The following is a 19,491-nucleotide window of genomic DNA, read 5'->3' on the forward strand; positions in this document are numbered from 1 at the left end:
ATGGGGGAAACGTTTAGTTGAAATGGGGACGGGGTGTTTGGGTTTTTTGCGGGGGTTGGTTTGGGGGCTGGCGGAGGGTGGTCTTCGTGGGTCGTCCCTCGCGGCGGTGGCATGCGGGGCGGGCGCCCACGATTGCGGTCCGGAGCGTTCGCTCCGGACTTCCCCTTCGTCATCTTCGTCCGGGCCTACGGCCCCTCCTTCAGATTCCCTCGGGCGCATCGAGGTTGCCCGCCCCGCATGCCACCGCCGCGAGGGACTACGCGCGTCTGGGTTCGTCGCGCTGTTAGACCTGTGGTCAGGGCATGAGATCTACAGGGTCGCCAAGCCGCGGCCGCGCGGGCGGCCACGTTTGGCATTGCGTTGCTGGAATGTGTTGCGGGTGCGCTGCGCGCTGTTGGAGATCGGCTTTCTAGTGGTCCGTCATGTTGGGGGTGGGGCGGTGATGGGCGGCGCGGCGGGGTCCTGCTTGCGCATGCTGACTGTCTCGCGCGCCGCCCATCGGGCGCTGCACATTCATGTCGAACGCCACGGCATCCGCGCCGCTACAGACCACCAGCGATTCTGATGCCATCTGCTTCGCTCACACGCAAGAGCGACATCTTGGCGCCACCAGCACCGCCACCCACACGCGAGAGCGGCATCGGCGCACGCAAGACGCCGCGTAAGCTTCGTAAGGCCGCCCGCGCGGCCGGCACGAAGCGGGCAACGCCCTACCCCGCCCACCCCACTCCGACCGTCGCTATCACGCCAAGCACACCGCCCTCCCCGACGACCGAGGCGAATCCTCATCGTGAGCGCTTGGCGGTGTCGGCGGGCATAGGGCGGGGCGTTAGATGCGCCCGAGGGAATCGGAAGGGAGCCGAAGGCGGACGACGATGACGACGGGGCAGTCCGGAGCGAAGGCTCCGGACCGCAATCGTAGCCCCGCCCTATGCCCGCCGACACCGCCAAGCGCGGCTAAAGAACGACAACCGCCCGCACGAAAACAAAAACAATCACCCCCTAGCTCTCAACCATTCCTCAAGATCCCCCGCCGGCAACGGCGGCGAAAACAAGAACCCTTGTCCTGCTGCACACCCTTGCTCGATCAAAAACCGCCGCTGCTCCTCATTCTCGATCCCCTCCGCAACAACCGGCAAGCTCAGACTCTCCCCGATCCGAATCACAGCGCTTGTCAGCGCCCGAGCCGCATCGTCGCTCTCCAGCCCCTGAACGAAACTGCGATCCAGCTTCAGTTCATCGACGATCAAGCGCCTCAAATGCCCCAGGCTTGAATAGCCCGTCCCGAAATCGTCCATCGACAGGCGTACGCCCAGGCGGTGGAGTTCAGCGATCGTGCGCAGCGTGCCGGCCGTGGCGTCCAGGACCACGCCTTCCGTGATTTCCAGCATCAGGTCCTGGGCGGCCAGGCCGAACTCGGCCAGGGTCGCCGCGATCATGCGGGGCAGGTTCAGGTTGTGGAAATTGGTGGCTGACAGGTTCACCGATACCGAAGGGACGCGCAGGCCGTTGTGGCGCCAGATCGAGAGTTGCGAGCAGGCTTCGCGCACCGCCCAGTCGCCCAGGTCGCCGATCAGGCCGCATTCTTCGGCCAGGGGCACGAAACGCGCGGGGGAAATGTCGCCCAGCGTGGGGTGGCGCCAGCGGGCCAGCGCCTCGACCCCGTACAGGCTGCCGTTCTTCAGGCCGACCTGGGGTTGGTAGTGCAGGCGCAGCGCGCGGCCTTCCAGGGCGTCGCGCAGGGCGGCTTCCAGGGCCAGGCGTTCCTGGGCCTGGCGGTTCATTTCGGCGCTGAAGAAGGAAATGCGGTTGCGGCCCGCGGTCTTGGCCTGGTACATCGCCATGTCCGCATGGCGCAGCAGCGTATCCATGTCGCGGCCGTTTTCCGGGAACACGCTGATGCCGATGCTCACCGACGGGTTCAGCGTGATGCCGCCCACCACGAAGGGTTGCGCCAGGGCCACCAGGATGTGTTCGGCGGCGGCGGTCAGGCGGCCGTGCTCGAAATCGGGCATCAACATCACGAACTCGTCGCCCGACAGGCGGCCGACGATGTCGGTGGCGCGGGCCAGGCGGCGCAGGCGCTGGGCGATGTCGCGCAGCAGCGCGTCGCCGATGGGGTGGCCTAGCGTGTCGTTGACCTGTTTGAAGCGGTCCAGGTCCAGGAACAGCACCGCCACGCGCTTGCGTTCGGGTTCGGCGCGGGCGATGGCCTGTTCGGCCTGGGCCAGCAGCAGGTTGCGGTTGGGCAGGCCCGTCAGCTCGTCATAGAACGCCAGCTGGCGGATGCGGGCGCGGGCTTCTTCGCGTTCCAGCGCCAGCGCGCACAGGTAGACGCAGACGTCGACCAGGCGGTGGTGAAAATCGTCGGGCAGGCGGCGTTCGCGGAAATAGAAGCCGAACGTGCCGATCACCCGGCCGTCGCTGGACTTGATGGGCGAGGACCAGCAGGCCTTGATGTCTTCCGGCAGCGGCAGGTGGCGGTAGCCGTCCCACAGCGGATCGGTGGCGATGTCCGGCACGATCACCGGGCGGCCCAGGAAGGCGGCGGTGCCGCAGGCGCCGGATTGCGGGCCGATGGCTTCGCCGTCCAGCGCGTCGGCGTAGGCCGACGGCAGGCTGGGGGCTGCCAGCGGGCGCAGCTTGCCGGCCTCGTCCACACGCAGTACGGTCGCCGCCACTTCGGGCGCCAGGCGCTCGACCTCGCGGCACACCATGTTCATCACTTCCACCACCGAGGCCTCGTTCACCATGGCCTGCAGCACCCGGCGCTGCAGCACCTCGTGCACCTTGGTGGGCGTGATGTCGGTCAGCACGTCGACGATGTTGACCAGCGAGCCGCGCTCATCGAACACGGAGTTGGCCATCACCGAGACCCACAGCGGCTTGCCGCCGCGGTCGTAGACCAGTACGTCCTTGTGGTAGCCCTCGCGGCAGGCGATGCGGCGGTCGAGTTCTTCGCGGGTGCCGCCGTCGGGGCGGCCGCCGGCCAGCAGTTCGCCCAGTTCCTGGTTCAGCGCGTCGCCGCGGGCAAAGCCCAGCATGCGCTGGAAGCCGTCGTTGACGTAGACGATGCGGCCGTCGCGGCCCGAGACCGCCACGGCGTTGCCGGTTTCGTTGATGCCCAGCAGCAGCAGGCGGATTTCTTCCTGGCGTTCGGCATCGGCGATGGATTTGCGGGAAATGACCGAAATGCGGCGCACCTCGCCGGTGTCGTCGCGCATCGGCAGGTAGGTGGCTTCGATCCAGAGGGACCCACCATCCTGCCTGCGGTAGCGGCAGGTGCCGGAAAAGAAGTCGCCGCGGCGCAGCCGGGCCCAGAGGTGTTCGGCGCTGGCGATGCCCTTGCCTTCGTCCATGCTGTCGCACAGCAGGTCGTGGCGCAGGCCGGCGATGTCGTCGCGGGTATAGCCCACGGCGGCCAGGAAGTTGTCATTCGCGTGCAAGAGGGAGCCAGCCGCGTCGAAATCGAACAGCAGCAGCGCCCGGTCCATCGACGCCAGGTAGTTGTCCACCTGCCACGCGGCGCCCTGCGGGGCCGCGCTTGAACCACCTGGATGAGAATCAAGCATAAGGGGCTCCATACCGGAAGACTGCGATTCCGGGGTCATTTCAGGGCCGGGGGAATCCAAGCGCGACGCGATCGCGTCCGTCCTGCTTGGCCAGGTACAGCGCCTGGTCCGCCCGGCTGAGCGTTTCTGAAAAAGTTTCTCCGAGCTGGTGATACGCCATGCCGATGCTGACGGTCAGGCGCAGCACGTCCGCGCCGACATCGATCGCCAGGCCGCGCACCGCGCCCACCAGGCGGTCCATCACGCCTTGTGCCGTTTCCGGCGGGGTCGCGGGCAGCAGCACCAGGAATTCTTCGCCCCCCCAGCGGCCGCACAGGTCGTATTCACGCACGCTGTCGCGCATGGCGCCGGCCAGCTCGACCAGGGCGCGGTCGCCGATTTCGTGGCCATAGCGGTCGTTGACCGACTTGAAGTGATCCACGTCCAGCATGGCGACGACGAAGGCCTGGCCGCCGCGGGCGGCGCGCTGGACTTCCTGCTTGATCATTTCCATCAGGGCGCGCCGGTTCAAGAGGCCCGTCAGGGGATCGCGGCTGGAGGTCTCTTCCAGCGCCGCGTTCAGGTCGCGCATCATGCTCTGGTAATGGTCGGAGATACGGGCGATGCGGGCAAGGCGGCGCAACTGCCGGTCGAACTGTTCGCACAGGCCCATTTCGCGCTGGTGCGCCATGGACTGGTAGGCGTCGGACAGGTGCGTGACGCGCTCGATCCGCGCCATCTGCTCGGCCGTGTGCCGCCACAGGTCCTGGAGCGCCTCGCGCAGGGGGTGTCCGGCGTAGGCCGGGTCCGCCAGCAGGCGGCCGATGCGTTCGTCCAGCTCGGCGTTGCCGGGCTTCATTGGCGGCCGACGACCGAGAACGGGAAGGTGCAGTCTTCCTTGAATTCCTCGGCCAGCTCGCCCACGCGCTCGTTGCGCATGTCGTAGAACCAGGTCACGCTGACGTTGCGGCCCTTGCCATGGGCGGCTTCGAGCAGGTCGAAGATGTCCATGACGGACTTGATGCTGCTGGTGTTCAGGTACAGCAGCTCAAGCTCCAGGTTCAGCGGCGCGGCGCCGCTTTGCAGGTAGGCCTCGACCCACTCGATGACCGGGCCGAACAGCTCGAAGGAATTCTCGGGGTAGGAATCGCCGCGCATCGCCAGCACGCCGGCAGCGAAGTCGGCGGTGATGGCGGGCGTGGACTGGGTCCCGGGAATATTCAGGTCTTTCATCAATCACTCCGAAAAGGGTCTGTGCGCGGGCGGCGGTCAGATCACGACGCTCAGGCTGAAGAACGCCTTGCCCTCGCCCGCTGCGGGCGTCAGGCTGGCTTCCAGCGGTGCGCCCGCCCGGCGCGCGATGTCGATCAGCCCCAGGCCGGCGCCCGAGGCAGTGCCCGGGGTGCGCGGCTTGTGCAGCTGGGCCTTGTATTCGGCTTTCAGGGCCGCCTTGTCCAGCGCGGCCAGTTGCTGGATGCGGTCCACCAGGTGGCGGCCGTCTTCGGCCTTGACCAGGTTGCCGGCCGACACGACGTAGCGGCTTTCGTCGCGGCGGCCGATCACGACCGTGGCGGCGGCATCGGCATCGCCGTTCTGCGCGGCGTACTGGCGGATGTTCTGGATCATCTCGATATAGACCGAGAACACGTCCATGGCTTCCGCCGGCCGGGCATGCTCGGCGTTCAGGTAGTTCTTCAGCGCATTGCCGATTTCCTCGATCAGGCTACGGGAGATCGGCCCGTTGAAGCACAGCAGGGTGCGGTTCTGGTCGAACCGCTCGCCCAATGCGTAGAGATCGGAGGCATTCATGGGAGTTACCGCCCTGATAACGATTATTCGAAACGGAAAGACAGCAAGGTAATGTCGTCGCGCTGCGGCCGTCCGCCTTGATACTGGGCCAAGGCTTCGGAAAAAGCGGCCGCCTGGTCGGTTAACGGCTGCTGCGCGTGTCTCTTGAGCATTTCGGCAAAACGCGTGTTGCCAAAACCGAAACCGTGCTCGCCGCCCGCCTGGTCCAGGAAGCCGTCGGTGGCCAGGTAATAGGTCCAGCCGGGCTCCATGCGCAGTTCGATGTTCTGGTAAACCCCGGTGCGCTTGTCGCCCAACGCGCGCTTGCCGCCGGGCACTTCGCGCAGGGTCCGGCCGTCGCTGGCGTACAGGCTGATCTTGGCGCCGGCATACCGCAAGCTGCCGGATTCGCGGTCAATATATACCAGGCCCGCGTCAGTATTGGTGGCCAGGGCGCGAGGCAGTTGCGCATCCGCAAGCATGGCCCGGATCGCGCTGTCGGTGCGCGCCAGGATGCCGGCCGGATCGGCCGGGCCGGCCTCGGTGATGGCCAGGTCGATGGCGGCGCGGGCCAGCATGGTCATCAGCGCGCCCGGCACGCCGTGGCCGGCGCAGTCCATGATGCCCAGCAGGCAATTGTTGCCATCGGAACGGAACACGTAGAAATCGCCGCCGACCACGTCGCGCGGCTTCCACAGCACGAAGTGGTGTGCGCCCAGCGACTGGGTCAGCTGGCGGTCGGGCAGGATGGCGCGCTGGATCAGGCTGGCGTAGTCGATGGAATCGCCGATCTTCTTGTGGGCCGCGGCCATGGCGCGGTTGGCGTCTTCCAGCTCGGAGGTGCGTTCGCGCACCTTGGTCTCGAGTTCGGCGGTGTGCTGGCGCACCTTGTCGGCCATCACGCCGAAGGCGCGGCTCAGGTCGCCGATCTCGTCCTGGCCGCCAGGCGGCAGGCGCACGTCGTAGCTGCCGTTGGCAATGGCGCGAGCGGACTGCTGCAGGCGGCGCAGCGGCCGCAGCATCAGGCGTTCGATGGCGTAGCCGAAACAGAGCAGCAGCGCGGCAAACAGCAGCACCAGGCCGATGGCCGCGGGCCACAGCCAGTCGGTGTCCAGCACCCGGGCGGCGCCCAGGTCCACCACGGTCAGCACGTGCCAGCGCAACTCGGGCATGTAGGCCACCGACACCAGCTGGCGCACGCCGTCGATGGCCACCCACGCCGACTGCACCGACTGCGGGTCGGCCTGGGCGGCGTGCAGCGCCGCGCGCAGCTCGTCGCGGCCGTGGCCGGCGTCGACCAGGTTGAACACCAGGCCATGGCCGTCCTTGCCGCCGGCCCCGCCCGCGCCCGAGTTGTAGGCGATCAGGGTGGGGTCCATGTGCGCCTGGATGGCGCCGTCTTCGTCGACGATGATGGGGGTTACGCCCGGCTGGCCGCTGTTGACGAAGTCGCGCAGGAAGCCGCCCACGTCCAGGCCGGCGCCGGTCAGGCCGATGACCTTGTCGCCGTCGCGCACCTGCACGTTGATCCAGACGCGCGTGGTCTTGAGCTTCAGGTCAGGATTGACGTTGATGTTGTAACGGTTGGGCGACTTGAGCGTGCTGTAGAACCAGCCGTCGTCGGCGGCCTCGCGGCTGAGCGTATAACGCGGCGCCTCGGACAGGGGCTGGTCATCGTTGAAGTAGTAGTGGCCGGTGGCGGCGCTGGCGATGAAATAGGCGCGGCCCAGGAGGTCGCGCCGGTAGCCGTCGGCCTCGCGGAAAAACAGCTCGCGTGCGGCCGGATCGCTTTCGTTGCGTAGCCAGCGGCGCGTGACTTCGCTGTCGGCCAGGCGCTGCGACAGTGCCAGTTCGCGCGACACGGGCGCCAGGATGCGCTGGCGGTTCAACTGCGTGAAATTGTCGGAGAACGCGCGGCCGAAGTGGTCGCGAACCCCATCCAGCACCTGCCAACCTATCAGCGCAGCCGGCGCCAAGGCGACCAGGCACGCCAGCAACAGCGCCATCAATGATTTTTTGCGCAAACCCCATTTCGCCATGCGAAGTCTTCCTGACAGTCCGGGCCTGCCGATGCCTAAGGCCCTGTTTGAGACGTGACGCATCCACGCGGGATCGCACGGCGCGCTAAGTGTAGAGAACAGCGGGATGAATTGAAACAGGCGTAAACGCGCGAATTTGCCAAAGGTCAGCCTGTTTTGCACAGGCCGCGCCGATCGACAGGTTTATTGCGTTTTATATCGAAAGAAAAGCCGCCGCCCGCACCGGGGCTGCGGCTTTCGCGCTACACGCCCAGGTAGCGTTCCCACAGGCCGCGGTCGGCGTCCAGCGCGGCGGAGTCGCCGTTCCAGACCACCTTGCCGCGTTCCAGGATGACGTGCCGGTCGGCCAGGCTGAGCAGGCGTTCGACGTATTTGTCGATCACCAGGATCGTCTGGCCGGCCTGCCGCAGGCGCGCCAGGCAGTGCCAGATTTCCTCGCGGATCTTGGGCGCCAGGCCTTCGGTGGCCTCGTCCAGGATCAACAGGCGCGGGTTGGTGACCAGCGCGCGGCCGATGGCCAGCATCTGCTGTTCGCCGCCCGACAGCTGGTTGCCCATGTTGCGGGCGCGTTCGCCCAGCCGGGGAAACAGTTCGAACACGCGTTCGGGCGTCCAGGGCTCGCCGATGGACGGGTTGCGCGCGGCCACGAAGGCCGTCAGGTGCTCGCGCACGGTCAGGTTGGGAAAACACTGGCGCCCTTCCGGCACGATCGCCATGCCGGTGCGCGCGATGCGGTCGGGGCTCCAGCCGCTGATGTCCTGGCCGGCGAAGCTGATCTTGCCGCCGCGCAGCGGCAACTGGCCGAACAGCGTGCGCAGCAGCGTGGTCTTGCCCATGCCGTTGCGGCCCAGCAAGGTCACCACCTGGCCGGCGCCGATCTGCAGGTCCACGCCGAACAGCACCTGGCTGGCGCCGTAGCCGCTCTGGGCCGATTCAATGCTGAGCATCAGGCTGTCTCCTGGCGCGCGGGCGCCGTCTCGTCATCGCCCAGGTAGGCCTGGCGCACGTCCGGATTGGCGCGGATCTCGTCGGGCGTGCCGGTGGCGATCACGCGGCCATAGACCAGCACCGAGATGCGGTCGGCCAGCCGGAACACGGCCTGCATGTCGTGTTCGACCAGCAGCATCGCGGCGCGGCCGCGCAGGGCTTCGATCAGTTCGGTCAGGCGCAGGGTCTCGTCGGGCCCCATGCCGGCCATGGGTTCGTCCAGCAGCAGCACGCTGGGCCGCGCGGCCAGGGCCAGCGCGAATTCCACCTTGCGCTGCTCGCCGTGCGGCAGCGTGCCGGCGGCGCGCCCCAGCAGCGCCGGGTCGATGGCGCATTCGTGCGCCAGTTCGCGGGCCTGCTCGTACAGGGCCGCTTCGGCGGCGCGCGGCCGCCAGAAGCGGAAGCTGCTGCCGGCGTGCGCCTGCACGGCCAGCACCAGGTTGTCCAGCACGCTGGACTGCTTGAAGATGTTGGTGATCTGGTACGAACGCGACAGGCCCGCCGCCACGCGCTGGTGCGCGTTCAGGGCAGTGACGTCACGCCCGCCCACGGCCAGCGTGCCCGAGTCTGCCGCCAGGGTGCCGGACAGCAGGTGGATCAGTGTGGACTTGCCGGCGCCGTTGGGGCCGATCAGGGCGTGGATTTCGCCAGGGTTCAGCGAGATCGAGACATTGTCGGTGGCGACCAGCGCGCCAAAGCGGCGCACCAGGTTGCTCGCCTGCAGCGCAGGCGCGTTGGACTGCGATGGGGATTGGGGTTGGCTCATGATCCCGCCTTGCCGGTTGATGCTGCCTTGGCGCCGCCGAACAGCGGGCCGAACAGGCCCACCAGGCCGCGCGGCGCGCCGAACACCACGCACAGCAGCAGCACGCCCAGGGGCAGATGCCAATATTCGGTCCATTGGCGCAGCACTTCTTCCAGCACCAGCATCACCACGGCGCCGGCCACGCCGCCGTAGCGCAGGCCGATGCCGCCCACCAGCACCATGATCAGCAGGTTGGCCGACTGGGTCCAGTGCATCAGGCTGGGCGAGATGAACAGGTTGTGGTTGGCCAGCAGCGCGCCCGCCAGCCCGGCCGCCGCGCCGCTCAGCGTGAACGCCGTGAGCTTGATGCGGTAGACGGGGTAGCCCAGCGATTCCATGCGCGACTCGTTTTCGCGGATGCCTTGCAGCGCCGTGCCGAACCGCGAGGCCACCACCCGGCCGAACAGCCACATCGCCACCGCGAACAGCGCCAGCACCAGGTAATAGAACGACACGTCGTTGGCCAGGTCGATGCCGGGCAGCGTGGAATAGCCCGGCAGGTTCAGGCCGTCTTCACCGCCATACTGGCGCAGCGAGATGAAGATGTAGAACAGCATCTGGGCGAACGCCAGCGTGATCATGATGAAGTACACACCGCGGGTGCGCAGCGAGATCGCGCCCGTGATGCAGGCCAGCAGCCCCGCCAGCCCCATCGCCACCGGCCAGGACACCAGCGCCGAGGTCACGCCCGACATGGCCAGGATGCCCACCGCGTAGGCGCCCGCGCCGAAGAAGGCCGCGTGGCCCAGCGCCACCATGCCGCCATAGCCCAGGATCAGGTTCAGGCTGGTCGCGGCCAGCGCGTAGATCAGCACACGGCGCACGAAGGAAATATAGAAGTCCAGGCCCAGCGCCGGCGCCACCAGCGGAAACGCCGCCAGCAGGGCCAGCAGGGCCACGGTCCAGAGAGTCGACGAAATTCGCATGCTCAGCCTCGCGCCGGAAACAGGCCGGAAGGCCGGAACACCAGCACCGCCGCCATCAGCACATAGATGGCGATCGCGGCCAGCGTGGGGCCGACGCTGGAAGCCACGGCAGGCGAAAACACCTGGCGCAGCAGCATCGGCAGGAAGGCCCGCCCGGCGGTATCCACCATGCCCACCAGCAGCGCCCCGACAAAGGCGCCGCGGATCGAGCCGATGCCGCCGATGACGATGCACACCAGCACCAGGATCAGGATTTCCTCGCCCATGCCGACCTGCACCGAAGTGATCGGGCCCAGCAGCGCGCCGGCCACGGCCGCCAGCATGGCGCCCAGCACGAACACGCCCAGGAACAACAGCGGCACGCGCACGCCCATCAGCGTGGCCATCTGGCGATTCGAGGCGCCGGCCCGCACCAGCACGCCGGCACGGGTGCGCGTGACGAACCAGTACAAGCCCACGGCCGAGGCCACGCCGAAGACGATGATCATCAGGCGGTAGGCGGGATAGAGCAGGTCGGGCAGGAGCCGCACCGGGCCGGACAGCACCGCAGGCATGTTGAGCATGACGGGGGCCGGGCCCCAGATCATCTTGACCAGGTCGTTGGCGATGAGAATGATGGCGTAGGTGCCCAGTACCTGGGCCAGGTGGTCGCGCAGCGCCAGGCGGCGGATCAGCGTGAGTTCCAGCGCCACGCCGACCAGGCCGGTGGCGACCGCTGCGACCAGCACCGCGGCCGTGAACGAGCCCGTGCGTTGCATGGTTTCGGCGGCGACATAGGCGCCTGCCATATAGAGCGAGCCGTGCGCCAGATTCATGATGTCCATGATGCCGAACACCAGGGTCAGCCCGGCCGCGATCAGAAACAACATCAACCCAAACTGCAGACCGTTCAGCAATTGCTCGACGATGAGCGTGAACGTCATGAAAATCCCCTGCTGTGTGCCCACCCCGAAGTGCTGCTCCCCCTGAAAGGGACATCGCTACGGACCAGCAAAGCCGGATGCGTGCGACCCAGCTGGGTCAGGCATCGAACCGGCAATGCCGGCCCCCTGCGACGCAGCGGGGCCGGGCTTTATCGTGTGGCCGTACGTTTTAAAGCTTGCAGTCGCCGACGTAGACGTCTTGATACTTGTCGAAGACCTTGCCCACCAGCTTGTTGGTGATGCGGCCGCTGGCGTCCTTGTCGACGACGCGCAGGTAGTAGGCCTGGATCGGGTAGTGGTTCTTGCCGTAGGTGTAGCTGCCGCGCACCGAGGGGTAGTCGGCCTTTTCCAGGGCCTTGACGATGGCATCGCGGTCGGCGGCCTTGCCACCGGCCTGCTTGACGGCGGCGTCCATGGCCATGATGACGTCATAGGCCTGGGCGGCATACACCGACGGGTAGCGGCCGTTGTATTCCTTGCGGAAGGCCTCGACGAAGGCCTTGTTCTGCGGCACGTCCAGGTCGTGCGCCCACTGCGCGGTGTTGTACATGCCCAGCATGGGTTCGCCCACGGCCTGGATCACGTCTTCGTCGGCCGAGAAGCCCGGACCGATCAGCTTGACGCTTTGCGACAGGCCGGCCGAGACGAACTGCTTGACGAAGTTGATGCCCATGCCGCCCGGCAGGAAGATATAGACGGCGTCCGGCTTGGCGGCGCGGATCTGGGCGATTTCGGCGGCGTAGTCGATCTGGCCGAGCTTGGTGTAGACCTCATCGCCCGGGGCGGTCTTGTAGCCGCGCTTGAAGCCGGTCAGGGCGTCCTTGCCCGCCGGGTAGTCCGGCGCCATGATGAACATCTTCTTGAAACCGCGGTCGGCGGCGACCTTGCCGGCGGCCTCGTGGAAAGCGTCGTTCTGGTACGACGAACCGAACCAGTAGTTATTGCACTGGGCGCCGGCGAACTGGCTGGGGCCAGGGTTGTTCGACAGGTACGGCACCTTGGCGGCGAACAGCGCGGGGCCGACGGCCAGCGCCACGTTCGAGCCGATCGGGCCAGTGAAGAAATCGACCTTGTCGCGCTGGATGTAGCGCGTGACCAGCTGGCGGGCCTGGTCGGGGTTGCCGCCCATGTCGGTCTGCAGGAATTCGGCGGGCTGGCCGCCCAGCTTGCTGCCCAGCTGCTTGATGGCCAGGTTGAAGCCGTCGCGGGCTTCGGCGCCCAGCGCCGAGAACGGGCCGGAAATATCGTTTGCGATGCCGACCTTGACCGGGTCGGCGCAAGCCAGTGCCGGAACCAGCGCGGCGGCGGCAACGAGGGAAGTGATCAAACGCATGGTGGTGTGCTCCGTGCGCGAGCCGCGCAGAGGGTGTTGTTTTTGGAATTGCGATTCGAAGGACTTCTATGCCCGGCCCGCCGGCCTGGTTAGGCGGCCGTCAGACCGGCGCCCGCAGCAGCCGATCCCGTGATGCGGCATGGGGAGAACTGGCGTGGTTCATAGTTTAGGTTTAAAGTATTCGCCAAAACAAGTCTAGGGTTTTCACCAGCCCCGCGCGGACATTACCCGACATCCGGCGGATACTCAAGAAATCCGCCCGTCGAAAACCGACCTTCACCCTGTATTCCCGGTAACCTTCCCGACCATGACAGACGCTCCCGACCTGGAATCCCGCGCCGCGCCCGACGACCACCATGCGCTGCGCCTGTGGCTGCGCATGCTGACCTGCGCCAATCTCATCGAAGGCGAGATCCGCAGCCGGCTGCGCAACGAATTCGACACCACCCTGCCCCGTTTCGACCTGATGGCGCAATTGCAGCGCGCCCCCAAGGGCATGAAGATGGGCGAACTGTCGCGCCACATGATGGTGACCAACGGCAATATCACCGGCATCACCGACCAGCTCGAAAAAGAAGGCCTGGTGGTGCGCACCAAGGTCGAATCCGACCGCCGCAGTTCGCTCATCAAGCTGACGCCGCAGGGCAAGAAAAGCTTCGCCAAGATGGCGCGGGCGCACGAGTCCTGGGTGAAATCCATGTTCGGCGAGCTGCCCGAGGCCAGCCGCAATGCGCTCTTTCAGGCGCTGGGCGAACTGAAGCTGCAGGTGGTGGCCACGCGTTCGGCCGCGGCCAAGGACTAGGCAACGGCCACGGGCGGCAGGCGCCATCCGCACAGCCGTTTTCTCCGGCTCGAAATCCCCACGCCCGCGCCGGAAAACGGCATCGGTTTGGCGCATAATTGCCGCCATGATTCCGGTATCTCTTCCTGGCGGTAATTTCTACGTGTTGATGGTGGTCTCGCTGGCCTGCCTGTCCACGCTGCTCACCTGGCTGGCCGTGCTGGCCACCAGCCGCGGCGCCAGGCTGTGGCTGGGCGAACACCGGCGCGGCGGCGCGATCCTGATGGCGCTCTTGGCCGTAATCGGCGGCATCTTCCCCTACCAGCAACTGAGCCAATGGCTGGCCGCCCAGCGTGAAGCCCGCCAGAACGCCAGCCTGAACATGACGCTGCCCCAGCCCACCCGGCTGGCCGGGGTGGACATGCCCGCCGGCACGGTGCTGCGCGTCACCGCCCCGGGCGACCCGGCCTCGTTCGACCGCGCCACCTTTCCCGAGGGCCACCTGGCCTCGGTGCAGGGGGTCAGCGCGACCCGCCTGTTCCATTACCCCGCCACCGCCCGCCAGCCCGAAACCCTGTCGGTCGAGATCGCCCGCGACCAGGCCCAGGACGGCTGGCTCTGTGCCCACGGCCACCGCCTGGAATTCGTGATGCTGGGTGGCCAGCCGCGCTTTGCCAGCTGCCACCTGGCCATCGGCAACACCCTGAACCAGCAGCCGGTGCCCGCGGGCGCCTGGATCAAGGTCGACGAGGCCGCCCGCGGCAACGCCCCCGACCCGGCCAGCCCGGCGCCGCGCTGGCGGCTGAGCGCCGAAGGCAGCGAACCCCTGACCGTGGCCGGCATGCCGCTCTTGAAGGTGGACATGACGCTGGACGCCCAGCGCCGCCTGCTGGCATTCGAAGGCCTGCTGGCGCGCGAAAGCGCGCTGGGCGGCATCACCTACCCCACCGGCACCCGCATGCTGACCGCCGGCCCGCGCGTGCCCGGCGTGCAGGCCGGCGACCTGCTGTTTTCGCCGTCGCGCGGCCGCTCGGCGCGCCAGGCCGACGGCCGCGAAATCGCCGCCGGCATGTCGGTGCTGCAGGCGCCGGACGGCACCGTGCGCAGCATCCTGTCCAACCGCGATGCCGGCGTGCTGGACGTGGCGGCCATGCGGACCGCTCCCTGACAGCCGGCTTTCAGCCGCCCGCCTTGGCCTGTCGCAAAGCAGTGGGATAATACGAAGCTTTCCCTCGCGCGCCGCCTGGCCCAGGCGGCGATTCCGTCCTTCTCATTCATGAGACGAAGTCATGGCCGTTAACCTGCAGATCCCCTCCGAGTCCGAAATTTTCCCTGTTGCCGGCGTTGAAATCGGCGTCACCGAGGCCGGCATCCGCAAAGCCAACCGACGCGACCTGACGGTCTTCCGCCTGGCCGAAGGCACCAGCGTCGCCGGCGTGTTCACCCGCAACCGCTTCTGCGCCGCGCCCGTGCAGGTCTGCCAGGCCCACCTGGCCGCCGGCGGCCCGATCAGCGCCCTGGTCATCAACACCGGCAATGCCAACGCCGGCACCGGCGCCGAAGGCCTGAAGAAAGCCCAGGACACCTGCGTCGAACTCGGCCGCCTGCTGGGCGTGCCCGCCGCGCAGGTGCTGCCCTTCTCGACCGGCGTGATTCTCGAGCCGCTGCCCCTGGACCGCCTGTTCGCCGGCCTGCCCGGCGCCATCGCCGACCTGGGCGCCGACCACTGGTCCAGCGCCGCGCACGGCATCATGACCACCGACACCCTGCCCAAGATCTCGTCGCGCCGCGTCCAGATCGGCGGCAAGACCGTCACCTTCACCGGCATCAGCAAGGGCGCCGGCATGATCCGCCCCAACATGGCGACCATGCTCAGCTTCCTGGCCACCGACGCCGGCATCGCCCAGCCGCTGTTGCGCAAGCTGGCCGTCGAAATCGCCGACGCCTCGTTCAACCGCATCACGGTTGACGGCGACACTTCCACCAACGACTCGTTCATCATCGCCGCCACCGGCAAGTCGGGCGTGGAAATCAACGCCGAAACCGACGCCGACTACGCCGCCGTACGCGAGGCCCTGTCGGCCGCCGCCCTGGAACTGGCACAGAAGATCGTGCGCGACGCCGAAGGCGCCACCAAGTTCATGACGGTACGCGTCGAAGAAGCCGGCAGCACCGAAGAAGCCCTGAAGGTGGCCTACGCCGTGGCGCACTCGCCGCTGGTCAAGACCGCCTTCTTCGCGTCGGACCCCAACCTGGGCCGCATCCTGGCCGCCGTGGGCTACGCCGGCATCGACGACATGGACGTGTCGCGCATCCGCCTGTGGCTGGACGACGTGCTGGTGGCCACGGGCGGCGGCCGCAACCCCGACTACCAGGAAGCCGATGGCCAACGCGTCATGAAGCAGGCCGAGATCACGGTCCGCATCGCGCTGGGCCGCGGCCAGGTCAGCGACACCGTCTACACCTGCGACTTCTCGCACGAGTACGTGACGATCAACGCCGACTATCGTTCCTGATCGCTTGACCCTCGCCCGCCGCCCGGCTGACCCCGGTGCGGCAGGCGGCAGCAGTGAACTCCAGTGGCTGTGCCTTACCCATCGCCTGTCACTGCCCCCCCGGCGGCCCGCGGCATCACTGCGGCCCCGGCCGGTGACAACCGTTGAGCGGCGCGTGTTCCAGGACGCCTTGCGGCGGAACGCGCCCCCTCATCCGACGATGCCCGCGAATGCGCTGCGGGCCCGACGCCAGGGCCCGCCCGTTCGCTCTCCCAGGACTACACCGTGACCGCAAACGAATTCACCACCCTCATCCAGCGCGCCGAACGCGTGCTGGCGCAGCTTGAAGCCTGGCTGCCCCCGGCCCCGCCCGAAATCAACTGGAGCGCGCATGCGTTCCGCTGGCGCAAGCGCGGCTCGCGCGGCTGGCTGGACGCCGTGCGCCACGTGGCCACCATCGACCTGCAGGACCTGCAGCACATCGAGCGCCAGAAGGGCATCATCGACCGCAACACCCAGCAGTTCATCGACAAGAAGCCGGCCAACAACGTGCTGATGACCGGTGCGCGCGGCACCGGCAAGAGCTCGCTGGTCAAGGCCATGCTGGCTGCCTACGGCGACCGCGGCCTGCGCCTGATCGAAGTCGACAAGTCCGACCTGGGCGACCTGGCCGACATCGTCGAACTGGTGGCCTCGCGCCCCGAACGCTTCATCGTGTTCTGCGACGACCTGTCGTTCGAGGAAGGCGAAGCGGGCTACAAGGCGCTGAAGTCGGTACTGGACGGCTCGGTATCCGCGTCGGGCGACAACGTGCTGATCTACGCCACGTCCAACCGGCGCCACCTGATGCCGGAATACATGAGCGAGAACCTGCAGGCCAAGCACCAGCCCGACGGCGAGATCCACCCCGGCGAAACCGTGGAAGAAAAGATTTCGCTGTCCGAGCGCTTCGGCCTGTGGCTGTCGTTCTACCCCTTCAAGCAGGACGACTACCTGGACATCGTCTACCACTGGCTGCGCGAGCTGGGCTGCCCCGAGGCGCAGATCGAGCCGTCGCGCACCGAAGCGCTGCAATGGACCATCGAACGCGGCTCGCGTTCGGGCCGCGTCGCCTACCAATTCGCGCGCGACTGGGCGGCCCGCCATGTCTGACAAGATCATCGACGTCGCCGCCGGCCTCATCCTGCGCCCGGACGGCATGCTGCTGTTGGGGCAGCGCCCCGAAGGCAAGCCCTGGTCGGGCTGGTGGGAACTGCCGGGCGGCAAGCTGGAACCCGGCGAAACCGTGCTGCAGGCTCTGGCGCGCGAATTGCAGGAAGAAATCGGCATCCGCGTGACGCAATCACGTCCGTGGGTGACCTACGTGCACGTCTACCCCCACACCACGGTGCGCCTGGCGTTCTGCCACGTCACGGCGTGGGAAGGCGAACCACGCAGCCTGGAAAACCAGCGCCTGGAATGGGTCGACCCGGCCAACGCCGCGTCGGTGGGCGACCTTTTGCCCGCCACGCTGCCGCCCCTGCGCTGGCTGCAACTGCCCACGGCCTACGGCATCAGTTCCATCGGCTCGCGGGCGGGGCTTGCGGCCTTCCTGGGCCGGCTGGATGCGGCGCTGGCGCGCGGCGTCAAGCTGGTGCAGCTGCGCGAGCCGCAATGGCCGGACGGCGTGGCCTCGGCCTCGCTGCACGAGGCATTGCAGCAGATCGTCAAGCGCTGCCGCGCCGCGGGCGCACGCGTGCTGGTCAACAGCGCCCACCCGGCCGCGTGGTGGCGCGAGGCCGACGGCGTGCATCTGCGCAGCGCGGATGCTGCCCGCCTGACGGCCCGCCCCGAGCTGCCGGCCGGCGCGCTGGTCGGCGTGTCCGCCCACGACAACGCGCAGGTGGTGCATGCGCGTGAACTGGGCGCCGACTTTGCCGTGCTGGGTCCGGTGCTGGACACCCCCAGCCACCCCGGCGCCCCGACGCTGGGTTGGGAAGGCTTTGTCGAAGGCAACCGCGACGCCGGCATTCCGGTGTTCGCGCTGGGCGGGCAATCCACCCAGACCGTGTCGCAGGCCTTGCGCCATGGCGCGCATGGCATCGCCGGGATTCGCGGGCTGATCTGACGGCCCCAGGGCCGGCGCCGCGGCGCGCCGGCCATTCCTGCCGGGCTGCGCGCCCGCCCGCAAAACCTCCATGGCATAACACCCGTCGCGTACAGGCCAAGGCGCCAGCGCCTCCCGTTAGGGAAACTCCCCCCTTGCTGCCCCGGACGCGAAAGCAATATCTTCATCCCTGATGTGACCATGCAGTCACATCGCTTTTGCCCCACCGCCTTTGCTGCACCCGCTTTTGCTGCACCCGCTTTTGCTGCACCCGCTTTTGCTGCACCGTTTCTTTGTCGTCGTTCCCACAACAAGGAAGTCCAGCATGCCCCTGCCCCCCTTTCCTGATGGCCGCCCCCACCCGGGCCTGGCGTCGTCCGGCCGCGCCGGCCTGGACCGCCGCGACTTTCTCCTGCGCGGCGCCGCGGGCCTGGCCGGCGCGGCCGGGCTGGCAGCCGGCGGCTGGCCGCTGCGGGCGCTGGCGCAGCAGGCTGCGCCGCTGACCTTCGCCTTCTGGCCCTGGGGCAGCGAAATCGTGCAGCAAGGCGCGGCGCGCTTCACCCAGGAAAGCGGCGTGCCGGTGAACCTGTCGCCCATTCCCGGCGACTACGCCGCGGTGCTGGAAACCCAGCTGGCCGCCAAGGCGCCGCTGGACCTGTTCTACGCCCAGCGCGGCCAGGCATCGCGCTGGTACGCGGCGGGGTGGATCCGGCCGATCGACGACATGCCCGGCCTGGCCGACATCCAGAAGCAGATGTTTCCCGGCATCGTCGAAGACGCCCGCGCCACCGACGGCCGCTATCTGGGCCTGACCTATTACAACGGCGGCCCCTACGCGCTGTTCCGCAATGAAAAGATGCTGGGCGAGGCGGGCTTCGGCGGCACCGCCAACGCCGCCGACTACCCGCAGGACTGGGCCACGGTCGAGAAGCAGGCGCGCGAGATCAAGAAAAAGGGCCTGGCCGAGCACCCCATGCTGATGCCCTGGTACAACGCGTGGACCGGCCTGCCGTGGGCGCTGATCGCGCAGTGCTTTGCCGAAGGCGAACGCTTTGTCGACGGCGAACTGCGCGCCACCTTCGGCCCCGACACGCCGCTGGTGAAGGTGCTGTCCGACTGGAAGCGCTGGTGGGACGACGAGCTGGTGCAACGCGCCGTGCTGACCTGGTCAGGCACCGAGACGTCCAGCTCGTGGATGAAAGGCCAGCACGCCTTCCACCTGAACATCGACTACTACAGCTTCAACTACAACGATCCGGCCAAGAGCCAGATCGCCGAGTATTCCAGCTACAACCCGGTGGTGCCCGGCGCCACCCACGACACGGTGCTGGTGGGCCATGCCTTGCTGTGCATGTCGACCCGCAAGCGCAGCGACGCCGAGCAGGCCGCGCTGTGGGAACTGGTGAAGTACTTCGGCTACCGCGACCGCGCGGGCCAGCTGACCACGCACAAGAACTGGATCGCCAAGGCCAACCTGGAAGTGCCGTTTCCCGAGCTGTACCGCGATGCCGACAGCCGCGCCGCCATCATGAAATGGATGTACCCGGCCTACAAGGAACAGGTCTACCAGTGGCTGTTCGAAGGCCGCGAGAAAGCCGTGGCCGCCAACATCCTGAAGGCGCCCTGGTACCAGGAATGGGACACCGGCATGCACGAGATGATCGCGCAGGACATGCTGATCAAAGGCACCCGCACGCCCGTGCAGGTCGCCACCGAGCTGCGGGCCCGTTGGGACGGCCTGTACAAGAAGTACGCCAAGATCTTGAAGCGGAGCTGA

17 protein-coding genes are annotated in these 19,491 nt (G+C 67.6%); 6 read left to right on the forward strand and 11 right to left on the reverse strand.

The features are described from left to right. Positions 1–409 precede the first annotated feature (409 nt). From HV798_RS11760 to HV798_RS11810, 11 genes are all read right to left on the reverse strand, one after another. Positions 410–571, reverse strand: coding sequence for a hypothetical protein (locus HV798_RS11760; RefSeq protein ID WP_175193445.1), 162 nt, complete (start codon positions 569–571; stop codon positions 410–412). A gap of 424 nt (positions 572–995) precedes the next feature. Beyond that, complete coding sequence (locus HV798_RS11765) at positions 996–3,572, reverse strand: sensor domain-containing protein (protein ID WP_175193446.1); 2,577 nt, start codon at positions 3,570–3,572, stop codon at positions 996–998. 40 nt (positions 3,573–3,612) lie between these two features. Then, positions 3,613–4,410: a biofilm regulation diguanylate cyclase SiaD gene (siaD, locus tag HV798_RS11770; protein ID WP_025137251.1), complete on the reverse strand. Its 798-nt coding sequence runs from the start codon at positions 4,408–4,410 to the stop codon at positions 3,613–3,615. Further along, entirely contained in the window at positions 4,407–4,784 is a 378-nt protein-coding gene (gene siaC / locus HV798_RS11775) for a biofilm regulation phosphoprotein SiaC (RefSeq protein WP_025137250.1), read from the reverse strand. Before siaC ends, siaD begins: the two co-directional genes overlap by 4 nt. Before the next feature lie 36 nt (positions 4,785–4,820). Then, positions 4,821–5,360: a biofilm regulation protein kinase SiaB gene (siaB, locus tag HV798_RS11780; RefSeq protein WP_025137249.1), complete on the reverse strand. Its 540-nt coding sequence runs from the start codon at positions 5,358–5,360 to the stop codon at positions 4,821–4,823. Positions 5,361–5,383: 23 nt separating this feature from the next. Further along, the gene (gene siaA, locus HV798_RS11785) at positions 5,384–7,378 is read right to left on the reverse strand and encodes a biofilm regulation protein phosphatase SiaA (protein WP_217481165.1); all 1,995 of its coding nucleotides are present in this window, start codon (positions 7,376–7,378) and stop codon (positions 5,384–5,386) included. Positions 7,379–7,620: 242 nt separating this feature from the next. Next, the gene (locus HV798_RS11790; protein ID WP_025137247.1) at positions 7,621–8,325 is read right to left on the reverse strand and encodes an ABC transporter ATP-binding protein; all 705 of its coding nucleotides are present in this window, start codon (positions 8,323–8,325) and stop codon (positions 7,621–7,623) included. Then, positions 8,325–9,131, reverse strand: coding sequence for an ABC transporter ATP-binding protein (locus tag HV798_RS11795; RefSeq protein ID WP_175193447.1), 807 nt, complete (start codon positions 9,129–9,131; stop codon positions 8,325–8,327). Before HV798_RS11795 ends, HV798_RS11790 begins: the two co-directional genes overlap by 1 nt. Beyond that, on the reverse strand, positions 9,128–10,096 hold the full coding sequence (locus tag HV798_RS11800; protein WP_029953742.1) for a branched-chain amino acid ABC transporter permease: 969 nt from the start codon (positions 10,094–10,096) through the stop codon (positions 9,128–9,130). The genes HV798_RS11795 and HV798_RS11800 overlap by 4 nt, the downstream gene beginning before the upstream one ends. A gap of 2 nt (positions 10,097–10,098) precedes the next feature. After that, the gene (locus HV798_RS11805) at positions 10,099–11,019 is read right to left on the reverse strand and encodes a branched-chain amino acid ABC transporter permease (RefSeq protein ID WP_025137244.1); all 921 of its coding nucleotides are present in this window, start codon (positions 11,017–11,019) and stop codon (positions 10,099–10,101) included. Positions 11,020–11,188: 169 nt separating this feature from the next. Next, the gene (locus HV798_RS11810) at positions 11,189–12,352 is read right to left on the reverse strand and encodes an ABC transporter substrate-binding protein (protein WP_025137243.1); all 1,164 of its coding nucleotides are present in this window, start codon (positions 12,350–12,352) and stop codon (positions 11,189–11,191) included. Positions 12,353–12,659: 307 nt separating this feature from the next. Between HV798_RS11810 and HV798_RS11815 the strand changes: the two genes are divergently transcribed. From HV798_RS11815 to HV798_RS11840, 6 genes are all read left to right on the forward strand, one after another. Further along, entirely contained in the window at positions 12,660–13,154 is a 495-nt protein-coding gene (locus HV798_RS11815) for a MarR family winged helix-turn-helix transcriptional regulator (protein ID WP_025137242.1), read from the forward strand. Positions 13,155–13,260: 106 nt separating this feature from the next. Then, entirely contained in the window at positions 13,261–14,301 is a 1,041-nt protein-coding gene (locus HV798_RS11820) for a hypothetical protein (RefSeq protein ID WP_175193448.1), read from the forward strand. Positions 14,302–14,422: 121 nt separating this feature from the next. Beyond that, entirely contained in the window at positions 14,423–15,649 is a 1,227-nt protein-coding gene (argJ, locus tag HV798_RS11825; protein ID WP_175193449.1) for a bifunctional glutamate N-acetyltransferase/amino-acid acetyltransferase ArgJ, read from the forward strand. A gap of 264 nt (positions 15,650–15,913) precedes the next feature. Next, complete coding sequence (locus HV798_RS11830) at positions 15,914–16,780, forward strand: ATP-binding protein (protein ID WP_025137239.1); 867 nt, start codon at positions 15,914–15,916, stop codon at positions 16,778–16,780. After that, positions 16,773–17,735 carry a Nudix family hydrolase gene (locus HV798_RS11835; protein WP_175193450.1) on the forward strand — a complete coding sequence of 321 codons (963 nt, stop codon included), beginning with the start codon at positions 16,773–16,775 and terminating at the stop codon, positions 17,733–17,735. Before HV798_RS11830 ends, HV798_RS11835 begins: the two co-directional genes overlap by 8 nt. 304 nt (positions 17,736–18,039) lie before the next feature. Continuing rightward, positions 18,040–19,491, forward strand: a complete 1,452-nt coding sequence (locus HV798_RS11840) for an ABC transporter substrate-binding protein (protein WP_175216410.1) — start codon at positions 18,040–18,042, stop codon at positions 19,489–19,491.

Origin of the sequence: Achromobacter deleyi, from assembly GCF_902859705.1 — a bacterium.
Lineage (GTDB): Bacteria > Pseudomonadota > Gammaproteobacteria > Burkholderiales > Burkholderiaceae_B > Achromobacter > Achromobacter deleyi.

Coding starts and splice junctions, on each gene's coding strand:
- HV798_RS11805 (WP_025137244.1), bottom strand. CDS start 11,019: ATGACGTTCACGCTCATCGTCGAGCAATTGCTGAACGGTCTGCAGTTT.
- HV798_RS11840 (WP_175216410.1), top strand. CDS start 18,040: ATGCCCCTGCCCCCCTTTCCTGATGGCCGCCCCCACCCGGGCCTGGCG.
- siaB (WP_025137249.1), bottom strand. CDS start 5,360: ATGAATGCCTCCGATCTCTACGCATTGGGCGAGCGGTTCGACCAGAAC.
- siaC (WP_025137250.1), bottom strand. CDS start 4,784: ATGAAAGACCTGAATATTCCCGGGACCCAGTCCACGCCCGCCATCACC.
- HV798_RS11810 (WP_025137243.1), bottom strand. CDS start 12,352: ATGCGTTTGATCACTTCCCTCGTTGCCGCCGCCGCGCTGGTTCCGGCA.
- siaA (WP_217481165.1), bottom strand. CDS start 7,378: ATGGCGAAATGGGGTTTGCGCAAAAAATCATTGATGGCGCTGTTGCTG.
- argJ (WP_175193449.1), top strand. CDS start 14,423: ATGGCCGTTAACCTGCAGATCCCCTCCGAGTCCGAAATTTTCCCTGTT.
- HV798_RS11765 (WP_175193446.1), bottom strand. CDS start 3,572: ATGCTTGATTCTCATCCAGGTGGTTCAAGCGCGGCCCCGCAGGGCGCC.
- HV798_RS11760 (WP_175193445.1), bottom strand. CDS start 571: ATGGCATCAGAATCGCTGGTGGTCTGTAGCGGCGCGGATGCCGTGGCG.
- siaD (WP_025137251.1), bottom strand. CDS start 4,410: ATGAAGCCCGGCAACGCCGAGCTGGACGAACGCATCGGCCGCCTGCTG.
- HV798_RS11835 (WP_175193450.1), top strand. CDS start 16,773: ATGTCTGACAAGATCATCGACGTCGCCGCCGGCCTCATCCTGCGCCCG.
- HV798_RS11815 (WP_025137242.1), top strand. CDS start 12,660: ATGACAGACGCTCCCGACCTGGAATCCCGCGCCGCGCCCGACGACCAC.
- HV798_RS11800 (WP_029953742.1), bottom strand. CDS start 10,096: ATGCGAATTTCGTCGACTCTCTGGACCGTGGCCCTGCTGGCCCTGCTG.
- HV798_RS11790 (WP_025137247.1), bottom strand. CDS start 8,325: ATGCTCAGCATTGAATCGGCCCAGAGCGGCTACGGCGCCAGCCAGGTG.
- HV798_RS11795 (WP_175193447.1), bottom strand. CDS start 9,131: ATGAGCCAACCCCAATCCCCATCGCAGTCCAACGCGCCTGCGCTGCAG.
- HV798_RS11820 (WP_175193448.1), top strand. CDS start 13,261: ATGATTCCGGTATCTCTTCCTGGCGGTAATTTCTACGTGTTGATGGTG.